This is a genomic window from Capnocytophaga sp. oral taxon 902 (genome assembly GCF_013394735.1).
GTDB classification, from domain to species: domain Bacteria; phylum Bacteroidota; class Bacteroidia; order Flavobacteriales; family Flavobacteriaceae; genus Capnocytophaga; species Capnocytophaga ochracea.
The window spans coordinates 1,243,652-1,256,628 of sequence record NZ_CP058261.1; the positions used below are offsets into that span (position 1 = coordinate 1,243,652).

Consider the following 12,977-nt stretch of genomic DNA (forward strand, 5'->3'; position numbering starts at 1 on the left):
TACTTTCAATTGCTTGTCGTGCTACGACCTCACCCCTTTTCCGTCCCTAATTCCCCTTTGAACGGAAGTCCGCGAGAACGAAGTATGTGTAAAGGGGGAGGTTTGTCATCTTTTCCAGCTTGTCCCCCTTCGGGGGTTCGGGGGCCTACCGAATAAATGATTCGCTACAATTCCCCCTTCGAAGATAGGCAGCGACAGCTGGGTATGTGTAGAGGGGGATGTTTCTCCCCTATTGCCTATGGCCTAAGGCCTAGTGCCTATTCCCTTTTCTTTCGCCTCGAAACCCTGTTTTTACCGTTTTTTGCATCGTTGTATTATATTATGAGTCAATTATTTATATACCCTTTCTATACCAATCGTCCAAGATTCGTATAAGCTTCCTATAAGCTCTCTATAAGCTACCCCCACCCTCCTTACACCCTCTTTTCATCAAATTTCCTCTCAGCTCTCTTTTGATATTTTTCGTTCCTCTCCGATAATTCAGGAACTATTCAACCCTCTCCTAAAACTCCGACCAATCTCTCTTCCCATTTCACAAGGCGCAGCCTTGATTTTGTTTAATTTTTGTTTAATTTTTGAGGCACAGCCTCATTCCCTCTAACTCAAGCTCGCACCTCATCTACCAATTCTCTCATTTTCTAATTTGCTAATTAATCTGTCCGTGCGGCTCACGCCTCTCACCTAATTTCTTTCGGACTCCTCCCAAACTTCTTCTTAAAGGCAGTCGAAAAATGCGATATATAATCATATCCACAGGTGAGGGCAATTTCACTTATACTCTTATCGGTGTGAAGGAGCAGTTGTTGTGCCAACTCCATTTTATAGTCGTATAGATAACCAAAAACAGTAGTGCCAAATACCTCTTTAAAACCATAACACAACTTCTTTTCGTTCACACCTACGGCACGTGCCAATTCAGTTATCGAAGGCGTAACGTCCAACTGAGCCGTAAGGCGGTCGCGCACTTCGTACATCTTCCGCACGTCGGTTTGGGTTTTGCAGTATTGGTATACTTGTAGCTGTTGCTGTTCGTATTGATGTAATTGTAACAAAAAAAGTTCCTGCACTTTTAGGTCGGCATAAGGTCGTGCTGCCTTGCCTAAAAGAGAAGCGTGTTGCAGTTGGTCAAGGACAGTTTGCATAGCAAAGTCAGTAGGAAGTGATTGTTCAGGCGAAAGAATAAAGTTACCACCCCGCTCATAGCGCTGGTACCACGCCATAAAAGTTTCGGGGTATTGAGTAGCTATTTGCGCAAATTGCTCAGCACTGATAGCAACCGTAATCACTTCTATAATATCATCTTTATGCAACAAGTCTTTGCCCAAGCATTCTTCTTTACCAAAAAAGATATTGTGAGTCCCCGCCTTACTGATACAATTTAGCCCGTCTATCTGCACTGCCATACCTTTGTGGGTTCGGGTTACAAAATAAAGACGCACTGAAGGAATATCCATACGTCCCACAAAAGTCACTTCCTCCTTCATTTGTACTTGCCATCGGTAGTAAGTATGATTGCCTAAGGCTTGTTGTTCCAATTGGAATACCCCCATTTGTTCATTCACTCTTTCGTAATAATTTTGCACCTCTTTTTCGTTGGTTGCCAAAGGTAATGTTATTTCGTTTATCATATTCATCAGTCGTTTATCACGTTCATCAGCTGTTTGCCGTCAGCTCCACCAGCCGGCTACAAACAACCAATCACTTTATTTGCTATTCAGATGTAAAACTTTGCTAAGGAAATTAAACAATCGCACTTCCTTTTTGCTGTATTTTTGCGCTCTGAAATCTGTTGTTTAGAACAAAAGTAAATAACATATTTCAAACCACCAAATATTTTAGCCTTTAGTTTTTTAGTCGTTAGCAGTTAGGAAGCGATTAAATACTGATTATTAGGTAATTCAACTTTTCCAAAGTTTGAGACGCAAAAACCGATATCTATGTTAAACAAAACTTTTCTTTTACTACTCTTCAGTCTTTCTATATCAGCTCAAAACACTGCCGAACTCATTGGTACGGTTACCGATAAAGTAACTCACCAACCTTTAATAGGTGCCGATGTTTACATCAAAGAACTAAACAAAGGCGTAAGCACCGATGCTCGCGGTCAATACCGATTGGCACACTTGCCCGAAGGGAATTATACCGTGTGGTTTAGTTTCCTCGGTTATCAAACCTTTGGAAAGAAAATCAGTGTGAAAGGACAGGTACGTTCAGATGTATCGCTGAAAGAACAAGCCGAAGAAATAAGCGGAGTAACTGTTTCGGGCAAGAGTATCGCTCACCAAAAGAAAGAGCAGAGTATGCCCGTAACGGTAATTGATATGAGTAACCTACGAGGTACGGTAAGCAGTGTGCAGGACATTCTTCTAAAAACCGTAGGTATCACTTTGCGTTCTTCAGGAGGGGTAGGCAGTAGTTCACGTATCTCAGTAAGAGGGTTAGAAGGCAAACGCATAGGCTTTTTTATAGACGAATTGCCCTTAGGTGAGCAAACGGATTATATAGATATCAATGATATCCCCATAGATATGATTGACCGTATTGAGATTTACAAAGGAGTCGTACCAGCACGCTTCGGGGGCTCATCGCTTGGAGGAGCTATCAATATCGTTATTCGCGAATACCCCGATAAATATGCCGACCTCAGTTATGGATATGAAAGTTACAACACCCATAAGGCACAAGGGGTATTCAAACGCAACCTCAAACAGCGTGGATTGGTATTCGGTATCGGTGGGGGCTATACTTCATCGGATAATAACTACACTTTCGATTCTCCTTTTCAAGAAGGATTACGCATCACCCGCAACCACGATAAGTACCGCAAGCTCATCATTGGCGGGAGCTTCAAAGCAAAGAAATGGTGGTTCGACGAAGTAGAGTTAGAACCCGTGTTTGTCAAAACCTATAAAGAAATTCAAGGTATTGAATACGATATACGAGAAGCCCATAGTCAGTCGTTAATGACGGGACTTTCTAATAAACTCGAAAAAGATAATTTCCTTACAGAAGGCTTAAACCTCGATATGTTCAACGGATTGGTACTTACCAAAATGAACTTCATCGACAAAGCCACCCGTCGCTATGAGTGGGACGGTAGCTCCTACCCTACCCCTTCGCGTTATGGCGGTGAGGCAGGTTATAACTACCCATCGGACTCTGACGATAAAAAGCTCACTTTTATTAATAAAACCAATTTGGAGTACATTCTTACCGAACGCCATTCGCTGAATATCAACAGTGTTTTTTCTATGGCAAACGGTACACCCAAAGACGACTTAAAGACCCTGAGTCTGGGTAAGCAAGTGAATTTCGATTCGCAAATGCGCAGTTGGATAAGCGGACTTACATACGACTTCCGTACGCTTAACGACGTGTTTTTAAACTCGCTCACAGTACGCCATTATATGTACACTATGCACACCCAAATGGCGCCACTCTTCGTTCCCGGTAAGTACGATGTAGACGTAAGCAAGAGCGATTTTGGGGTGAATAATGCGATGCGTTACCGCTTCCTGCCTTCGCTAATGGGAAAACTCTCTGCTGGTTATGAGGTGCGCATTCCTTCGGAAACGGAGCTCTTAGGCGATGGTATAGCCGTAATCCCCAGTCCTGATTTATTGCCAGAGCGTAACCTCAGCGCTAACCTCGGTTTGCTGTTCGACCTTACAGGCAAGCACCCTACCAATGCTCAGATAGAAATGAACTTCTTCTATATGTATTTGCAAGATATGATACGTTATACTGCCGGACTCATAGGGGCACAATACCAAAACTTTGGAGAGATGCGTACTCTTGGGGTAGAGTTTGAAGCCAAAGCCGATGTATTGCCTTCGCTTTATCTATACGGCAACACCACTTATCAAGACCTGCGCGATACACGTGCTTACGAGCCAGAAAGCACCGTGCCTAACCCTACTAAAAACAAACGTATGCCTAATATACCATACTTAATGGCGAATGCAGGCTTGGAGTTCCACCGCGAGAACCTTTTTGGTGGCACGGGGCAAAACACACGCCTTTTTGCCGATGTGGCTTTTGTGGAAGAATATTACTATGATTTTGAAATGACGCAATTGCAGAAACGCCGCATTCCGCGCAGTACGACCATTGATATAGGTTTTGAGCACAGTTTTTTGAATAATAAAGTATTTCTCTCGGGGAAAGTGCGGAATATAACGAATGAAAAGACTTTATCAGAATTCAACCGCCCATTAATGGGAATCAATGGAGGGGTGAAGCTAAGAGTAATATTCTAACTCCCTCTCGTCCGAACTAAAAATATACTTTAACTATACTTTCAGTGGGTCTACAGTGGGTCTACAGTGGGTCTACAGTGGCTCTACAGTGGCTCTACAATAAATTAAAAGCAAATCTAAAGCGAATTTAAAGCGTAGGACGAAAATTTTACAAACCAATTCTGATTGGCTGGCTATAAAAAGTGAAGCAAAAGATGAAAAACAATTATATATGAAAAAAAGATTTATTTTAGGCTTAATAGCCTCACTTATTACTTTTTCCGGTGATATGCTATTGGGGTACATTCAGGTAGAAAACCCTGAAAAATCACTGATGAACTTCTCACTTACCTTACCCCTATCGCGCATTATGTGGGGAGGATTCTTAGGTGTGATAGGTATCCCTCTGCAGTGCATAGGGTATTGGCAAATTTACAAGTTGATGAAAGAAGGTAGTGAAACGCTCTCAAAGCTTTACAAAGTAGGTATCTGGGGGTGGCTGGTAATGGCAGCTTGTGGGGTGCACCTTAATTGTGCTGTGGTGATGCTTATCTACAAACAGCTTTACCCCACCGATGCAACCTTAGCTCACAATATAGCTACTACCTTTTCTAATAATGTATTAGTGCCTTGCTATTACATTTTTATCGTCTTTTTCCTACTGATGAACATCTCACAGTTCATAGCTTTTGTAAGGAAAAAGACCGTTTATCCTCGCATAGCAGCCCTTTTCAATATGTTTATAGGTATTGGCATCATTCATCTTATAGCTTATTTGTTGCCAGATTCGGCTATTAAAAACGGATTGAATGTATCGGCTATCAGCTTGGGAAATACCCTGATGTTTATAGGGTTGCTACTTTTTAAAGGTCAGACAAGTCTAACAACTAATAATAATAACTAAAAACTAATTTTATGTATTCAAAAGTATTTTTAACTGTGTGCTCTTTAGCACTTCTCACGGTGGGTTGCAAGAAAGACGACAAACCTACCCCCGCTCCCATACCACCAAGTAATGTGGTTTATACAGGTGATTTCTTATTAGAAACTTCTGTCAAAAACCCCGATGGTATGAGTGGTAGTTCTTACCTTCAAATCTTTCATAAAATGGCAGGAGGTATCGCTATTGATAACTCCAAAGCTGAGCAAGTAGAGTTTGGCTCTTCGGTACAAGTAGAAGGCAATGATGTGTACCTTTTCGACACTATGAAAGGCGTAGGTGGTATCACTCAATATACTTATGACTCTGCTACCCAAAAACTTACTAAAGGAGCTACCCTTGCAGGAATTTCTAACTCAATGGTAGGTCACCTTGAGAAAGTAAGCGCTACCAAAGCCTACGTGCCTATGTATACCCAAGGCGTTGTGTGGATTATCAACCCACAAACAATGCAAAAAACAGGAGAAATCAATCTCGCCCAATACGCTCACAGCGACAGCAGTCCTGAGCCTGCTATGGGTATTATTCGCGATGGCAAGTATTACCTATGTCTCAACCAAATCAACCCTGGAGCAGGTTGGCAACCTTATGCTAATTATCAGCAGTGTGATGTAGCTATCATCAACCCTCAAACTGATGTAGTGGAAAAAGTAGTATCCGAAACTACTACCAAACTCACCTTCCCCACCCGCCCAATGGCGCAATGCAAGGGAATGCTCTTCACCAATGAAGCAGGTGATATTTATATCGCTACTGCAGGCTATTTTGGATATTCTAAGGACAATACCAAATGCGGTTTCCTCTGTATTCCCAAAGGCAAGACTGAATTCGACAGTAGCAAATCGTGGGATATCTCTACTACTCCTATTGCAGGCACTAAATACAAGCCTTACAAGCCTGCTAGCGTGTATAACTGCCAGTATATAGGCAATGGTAAAGCTGTAGCTTATGTGGGTATCGTGGAACTGGGTGGCGCAAACCCCTATACTGCTAAAAACGCTATCGCAGTACTCATAAATTTCAACAACAAATCTATCAGCCAGATAAGGGGCGTTCCGCTTACTGATGGACATAGTATTCTCATCACCAAACTGAAAGATAGAGTACTCTTTGGTGCTTTCGGTACTGATAAAAGAGGCTTATTCAGTTTCAACCCTGCTACTGAAACTGTAGAACAAGTGCTTAGCACTACTGGAAATCCCGCTTTCTTTCACGAGTTCTAATTTTTAGAATCAGACCTGTCGAACGAGTCGAACAGGTCTGATTCTAACCCCTAACACCTATGAACAAAATACCCGAAACAATGCTCATTACTTTATGGGCAAAAGCTACTGAAAATAAAGAACCTCAACCGCTGTTACGCGATGAGAAGGCTGCTGAGATTATAAACAAAATAGACTATGATTTTAGCCGGTTCAAGAAAGCTAAATTCTCCCAAGCAGGCGTGTGTGTGCGCGCTCACCTGATAGACGAAGAAACTCGTGCTTTTATAGAGCAACACCCCGATGCAGTAATAATACAATTGGGTACGGGTCTCGATGCTCGTTATGAGCGTTTGGGCTGTCCGGAACTTACCCATTGGTATGACCTCGATTTGCCTGAGGTGATTGCTATCCGGCGTCAGTTCTTTGAGGAGAGTGAAAGACGTAGTTTTTTAGAAATGTCTCTCTTTGATACCGAATGGATAGAAAAAGTAAAAGCTCACCGCAAGCCTATACTCATTATCGTTGAAGGGGTACTGATGTATTTCCCTCCGTTTGAGGTAAAAGATTTTATGATACATCTTTGTGAAGCATTTACTGAGGCTATTATTCTCTTCGATATGCTCGCTTATGCCTTAGTAGGACACGCTAAGAACCACGATACACTAAAAGCAATGGATAAAGACAGGCGCCCTGAATTTCAATGGAGCGAAAAGTATAGCGAGGCGATGGAGCAATGGCACCCTAAGTTGCACGTGGCGAAAGAGTATTTTATGAGTAAGTACGACCAAGGGCGCTACCCTTTTATATTCCGTATGCTATATAAGATTCCGTATTTTTATAGGCGATTTAACCAGAGAGTGGTGAGATTAGAGATAAGGTAAATAACATAATAAATATTTGATATATAACATTTTAGATAATATATAGAAAATAAAAGTAGTAAAAAAATTAGGAGATTAAATAATTATTATTACTTTTGTGCTTTCAAAACAGAAATTTTAGTTATATACCTTATTTAATAAATATAAATGAGAACAATACAATTTAGAGAAGCCGTTTGCGAAGCGATGAGCGAAGAAATGCGTCGCGACGAGTCTATTTATTTGATGGGTGAAGAGGTAGCCGAATATAATGGCGCTTACAAAGCCTCTAAAGGAATGCTCGATGAATTTGGGCCTAAACGTATTATTGATACTCCTATCGCTGAAGGTGGTTTTGCAGGTATCTCAGTAGGAGCTGCTATGAATGGTAACCGTCCTATTGTAGAGTTTATGACCTTCAACTTTTCATTAGTAGCGATTGACCAAATCATTAACAACGCGGCTAAAATGCGCCAGATGTCAGGAGGTCAGTTTAATATTCCTATCGTTTTTCGTGGTCCTACCGCTTCTGCTGGTCAGTTGGCGGCTACCCACTCTCAAGCCTTTGAGAACTGGTATGCTAACTGCCCTGGATTGAAAGTAGTAGTTCCTTCTACGCCTTACGATGCGAAAGGACTCTTGAAGTCGGCTATCCGTGATAACGACCCTGTTATCTTTATGGAATCTGAGCAAATGTACGGCGATAAAGGTGAAGTGCCAGAAGAAGAATACACTATTCCATTAGGCGTTGCTGATATCAAGCGTGCGGGTACTGATGTAACTATCGTTTCTTTCGGTAAAATTATTAAAGAAGCGCATAAAGCTGCTGATATTTTAGCCAAAGAAGGTATTGAGTGTGAAATCATCGACTTGCGTACTGTACGTCCGCTTGATTTTGACACGGTATTCGCATCGGTTAAGAAAACTAATCGCTTAGTGATTTTGGAAGAAGCGTGGCCTTTTGCCAGTGTGTCTTCTGAAATTACTTATCAAGTACAAGAGCACATCTTCGATTATCTCGATGCGCCTGTACAACGCATTACTACCACTGATACGCCAGCACCATTCTCTTCAGAGCTTTTGAAAGAGTTTTTGCCAAATGCTGACGACGTAGTAAAAGCGGTAAAAAAAGTACTTTATAAATAAGAATTTGCTATCATTTTTATTTTTTTAAAAGTTATATTTTATTTTTTAGTCTTCACGATTTTTCCTCATCGTGAAGACTTTTTTTCGTTTAAGAGCGTTAATCTTTTGTTAAACTTTTGATAGGAAAGCAAAAGAATAAAAGTTATGCTTGTAACACAAATTAACGTCTTCATTGTTTATGAACTATTAAAATGATGCTAAATAAGCTCATTATAAGGGCGTTGTTTTAACATATTATTGATTTCTGAAAGAAAAGAAAAAGATACAGAGGTGGTTTATATAACTTGTAAGAATTAAGAATTTTTCAGTATCTTTGTGCGAAATTAGGAGGGGAATTATATATGCCATTAGAGAGCACCATAAAAGTAGATAAAAAAACCACCTTGTACATTTGGGAGGTAAGGGAGGAGCTTGCTGTGTTGGAAGAAGAAACTCCTCTTACTCCTGAACAAAAGGAGAGTTACAATGCTATTAGCAATGAGAGGGCTAAAAAGAACTTTTTAGCTACGCGTTTATTGCTAACTCAGTTAGGACACGCCCCCAATTCTTTGCATTACAATGCTTACGGGAAGCCTTTTTTAAAGGGGAAAGATTTTATTTCGATTAGTCATTCGTTTGATAAGGTTGTGGTGATGATAAGTAATAAACCTGTGGGGGTGGATATCGAGAAGAAACGAGAGAAAATATTGCGTATTGCACATAAATTCACTCAATGGAATTATCGTTCAGCGGATTACTCGATTCAGAACATCATTCAGAAACTTACAATGACGTGGTGTGCCAAAGAAGTAGGTTTTAAAATTCACAACAAACCTACTCTTACCCTAAACGATGTGAGGGTAAAAGACTTTTTCCCTAATGACAAGGAGACGGATATTAAGATAGGAAACACTATGTATAAGGTCTTTTTTGTTTTGATAGAAGATTTTGTTTTAGGATATTGCAAAGCTAATAAATAAACATTTTGGTTATACACAGCAACAAATGGTAGATTTTGTAGTTGTACAAAGTTTGCCATTTGTTTTTTTATGTTAATGAATGTGGGTTGGACGTAAATCTCAGAAATTAGAAAAATGAGAAAATTTGGAAATTTGGAAATTAGAAAATGGAGTGTGAGGTTGAGTTAGAGGAATGAGGCTGTGCCTCAGAAATTAAACAAAATTTAAACAAAATCAAGGCTACGCCCTGCAAACCAGCGGAGGGATTGTTAGTTTATTCAACTTTGGCAAAGGTACGAGCCGCACAGGCAGTGTGAGCCACACGGGCGGGAGAAAATTAGCAGATTAGCAAATGTGGAAATTAGGAAATTAGAAAATGAGTAGTGATAAAAATCGTTTTTTGACAGGTCTGACTTGTCGGACAAATCGGACTGGTTAGAATTTTCGGAAGGAAACGAAGATTTTCAGAAGGAGACTACTGGGTTTTTTGGTGAAAAAAGGCTGTAAGGAGGGTGGGGTTAGCTTATAGAGAGCTTATAGGAAGCTTATACGAATCTTGGACGATTGGTATAGGAAGGGTATATAAGTGGTTGGTTCATAGCATAATACAGTGGTACAAAAAATGGTAAAAACGGGGTTTCGAGGCGAAAGAAAGAGGAATAGGTCATAGGCCTTAGGGCATAGGCAATAGGGAATAACATCCCCTAGCCCCCTTCAAAGGGGGAATGTGGTGACGGGGAAGCGAAAGAAACCTCCCCCTTTACACATACTCCGCTTTTGCGGACTTCCTCGGAGAGGGGGAATGTAGGGACGGAAAAAGGAAGAAATGACGAGGGACGAATGACGAATGACGAAGGAAATGTGGGGGGAGTGTAATACAAACATCCCTCTAGCCCCCTTCAAAGGGAGAATGTAGTGACGGAAAGTCGGAGGTAATGTGGGGAAAATATTCTTCTATACACACACTCGGCTATTGATAGTTACATACTCGGCTAATGCTATTTTAAGAGGTTTTTAGGGAGTTTCTGGAGATTGCCTCTTTGAGTATGGGGAGGGCACTTTTTTCAATCAGCTTAGAAGCGGTGAGGAGGGTGATTACTTTATGAGGTTTAAGCATCTCTAAGAAAGATGCAAAAGCGGGGTTTGCCAAGAGTTCTTGGGTATAATCTGCTTTGAAATCTTCGAATTTGCCGTCTTGATGATAGCGTTTGCGCAAAGCTGTAGAAGGAGCTACCTCTTTCGCCCAAAAATCTAAATGAAGTGCTTCTTTTTTGATACCACGAGGCCAAAGCCTATCGGCTAAAATACGAAAACCGTCCTCGGGGCTTTCTGTTTCGTATACGCGTTTTAATTGTATTTTCATAGTAACAAGACCATTGCAAAAAATATACCAATTAGGATTTAATGATTAGTGATTAATGTTTAATGGTTAACGATTAAGAAGCGGAGAAGGGCTGGTTGTGAGTGGTAGGAATGTTGTAAGCGGTATGCTTTAAGGATTAAAACCTGCCCTTAATCCCTAAGGCTTTGGCTTTACTAAGCGCAACTTTGGCTTCTGCCTCGCGCCCAAGTTCGTTGTAGAGCAAATACAAATCATAATAGATTTGGGCGTTTTTGGGTTCGTACTTCAAGGCTTCGTTTAAGAAGCTTTCTGCCTTGTCGTTTTGGGCTTTGCCACTGTAAAGAACGGCGAGGTTTAGGCGAATATAGTTCAGCTGTTTGTCTTTCAGCAGAGCGCGCTCGTAGAAACGAATGGCGTTATCGGTATCGTTTATCTTCACAAAATAGTCGCCTGCCGTAGCACTTCCTAATGGAAAATCGGACTGTGAAAGCACAAACTCCTTATACTCTTGGTGTGCTTGTTCAAATCGGTTATAGACCCTGCAAGCCTCTAATCCTTTTTGGGTGAGCAAGGCATTAGCCGCGAGCATACGCACCGCCTTCACCTTATCGGTAAGTAAGGGCAATAAATCATTTTCATAAAGATTCAGAGGATATTCGCTAATAGCCACCACGGCACGATAACGCGTTTGTGGGTCGGGATTGTGGAGTTCTTTTTTAATAAGCGTAAAGCTCTTTTCAGAAGGGTGATTGCCCAGATAGTGAATGGCTCCCGCACGCACAATGGCGGGGGTTGTTTTGTCTTCTAACAGACTACTGAGTGCGGTGATATTTCCTTTACTTCCTTTAATAAGATTTTCGGCGAAATGCGGTTTGCGCTGTTTGCCGTACCACTTGACAACAGCTTCGGCTGCCCAGCCAGCGGTTTTATCGGTATGACAAGCATTGCAAGCGTTGGGTGTGCCGTACTGAGCAGACAAATCGGGACGAGGGACGTAGAAATTGTGGTCGTGGCGCACATCGTTGCCCATATAAGTGCGAGTAGGCATATGGCACACACGGCAATCGGTTTCGGCTGGGTTGCCCTTATGGAAAGTGTGCGCCTGAGAAGCGTACTTAGGTGCGTGACACTGCAAACACACTTTGCTACCTTCGGCTTTCAGCTTGCCTGTGTGAGGTGAATGGCAAGAGGTACAGCGCACGTTTTGGTGATACATTTTGCTTTGCAAGAAAGACGAATATTTATAGTTTTCACCTGACACTTGTCCGTCGGGAAAATAAAGGTCGGTTACGGGCACTTCGGGCAGATATTCGTCCATTACCTCTGTTACCATAGCGTGGTGCTGGGTTACCTCTCCCCTACGCGTATGGCAAGGCATACAGGCATTGAGTTCTTGGGTTTGCGAGGCAAGGACAAACGTGCGAGTTTTCCCCTTACTCTCGGCGTGCATTTTAGCCCCTCCGTGGCAGGATTCACAACTTACGGTGAGTTCGCTATAAGTAGTGTGATAGGAGTCGGTATAAGGGTTGAGGTTTTTTTGCAGGTTGGTGCTATGGCAAGAGGCGCACATTAGGTTCCAATTCTGTCCTGCTTGCGTCCAATGCAGGTAATCATCGGGGGGAATCACCTCGCCTGCGTATTGGTGAAACCACTTGTTTTGGCGGCTATCCCACGACTGACGGAAGACTTGCTTTTTGCCGTTAGGAAAATCGGTAATATACTGTTGTAGGGGGTAATAACCAAAGGTATACAATACCTCATAGTCTTTGTAAGAACCATCTTCGCTTTGTGTATGGATAAAGAATTTGCCATCGCGCTTGAAGAAACGAGAAGTGATGCCATCGGCGGTATAGGTAGCGTCATTGAAATTGCCGAGTACGGTGCTATCGTTAGCGATTTGCATTGCCTTGTAATGGTCGGAGAGCGTCCATTCATTATACTCTTTTAGGTGACACTGCTTGCAGGAAGCCGAACCTATGTAGTCCTGAGGAGTTTCTTTATTAATATCATCTACGGAGGTATACGTCTCCTGATTAGTAGTTTTGAAGAATAGAAAAACAATGCCCGCAAGGCATAATAGAACAGCAAGAGCTATCAATAGTTTTTTCGACATAAAGAAACATTTAGGCGGTTTTCTTACAGCGGGGCAAAGGTACAAAAACAATATTTAATATACAACGGATAAGACGGTTAAAAATCCTAATAAAAGAGTCCTAAAACATTAAAAATTAACAAATGTATTTACTTGTGTTAAAAACTCTTGTACTATTGAAACCTTTTTACTACTTTTGCGCAAAATTAAATATAG

Annotated in this window: 10 protein-coding genes; 6 read left to right on the top strand and 4 right to left on the bottom strand. The window is 41.5% G+C overall.

All coding sequences use genetic code 11. From position 1 onward, the window contains the following. Positions 1 to 29 precede the first annotated feature (29 nt). Together HW278_RS12485 and HW278_RS05290 are read right to left on the bottom strand one after the other, a co-directional pair. Positions 30 to 161 (bottom strand): phosphinothricin acetyltransferase, encoded by a 132-nt coding sequence (locus tag HW278_RS12485; protein ID WP_255493805.1) that lies wholly within the window; start codon positions 159 to 161, stop codon positions 30 to 32. A gap of 516 nt (positions 162 to 677) precedes the next feature. Further along, positions 678 to 1,634: a helix-turn-helix domain-containing protein gene (locus HW278_RS05290; protein ID WP_111972113.1), complete on the bottom strand. Its 957-nt coding sequence runs from the start codon at positions 1,632 to 1,634 to the stop codon at positions 678 to 680. Positions 1,635 to 1,937: 303 nt separating this feature from the next. Here HW278_RS05290 and HW278_RS05295 point away from each other — a divergent pair, with 303 nt between their 5' ends. From HW278_RS05295 to HW278_RS05320, 6 genes are all read left to right on the top strand, one after another. Then, positions 1,938 to 4,259 (top strand): TonB-dependent receptor, encoded by a 2,322-nt coding sequence (locus HW278_RS05295; protein ID WP_111972112.1) that lies wholly within the window; start codon positions 1,938 to 1,940, stop codon positions 4,257 to 4,259. Between the two features lie 211 nt (positions 4,260 to 4,470). Further along, positions 4,471 to 5,142, top strand: a complete 672-nt coding sequence (locus HW278_RS05300; protein WP_009410533.1) for a DUF6796 family protein — start codon at positions 4,471 to 4,473, stop codon at positions 5,140 to 5,142. A gap of 11 nt (positions 5,143 to 5,153) precedes the next feature. After that, positions 5,154 to 6,401 carry a hypothetical protein gene (locus HW278_RS05305; protein ID WP_178977154.1) on the top strand — a complete coding sequence of 416 codons (1,248 nt, stop codon included), beginning with the start codon at positions 5,154 to 5,156 and terminating at the stop codon, positions 6,399 to 6,401. Positions 6,402 to 6,460: 59 nt separating this feature from the next. Further along, positions 6,461 to 7,264, top strand: a complete 804-nt coding sequence (locus HW278_RS05310) for a class I SAM-dependent methyltransferase (protein ID WP_178977155.1) — start codon at positions 6,461 to 6,463, stop codon at positions 7,262 to 7,264. Between the two features lie 147 nt (positions 7,265 to 7,411). After that, on the top strand, positions 7,412 to 8,389 hold the full coding sequence (locus tag HW278_RS05315; protein WP_009418524.1) for a pyruvate dehydrogenase complex E1 component subunit beta: 978 nt from the start codon (positions 7,412 to 7,414) through the stop codon (positions 8,387 to 8,389). A 341-nt stretch (positions 8,390 to 8,730) separates the two neighbouring features. Beyond that, the gene (locus HW278_RS05320) at positions 8,731 to 9,348 is read left to right on the top strand and encodes a 4'-phosphopantetheinyl transferase family protein (RefSeq protein WP_015781939.1); all 618 of its coding nucleotides are present in this window, start codon (positions 8,731 to 8,733) and stop codon (positions 9,346 to 9,348) included. A 982-nt stretch (positions 9,349 to 10,330) separates the two neighbouring features. Here the strand turns inward: HW278_RS05320 and HW278_RS05325 are convergent. Beyond that, positions 10,331 to 10,690, bottom strand: coding sequence for a DUF488 domain-containing protein (locus HW278_RS05325; protein ID WP_178977156.1), 360 nt, complete (start codon positions 10,688 to 10,690; stop codon positions 10,331 to 10,333). Positions 10,691 to 10,826: 136 nt separating this feature from the next. Then, on the bottom strand, positions 10,827 to 12,782 hold the full coding sequence (locus HW278_RS05330; protein WP_178977157.1) for a multiheme c-type cytochrome: 1,956 nt from the start codon (positions 12,780 to 12,782) through the stop codon (positions 10,827 to 10,829). Between the last annotated feature and the right edge of the window lie 195 nt (positions 12,783 to 12,977).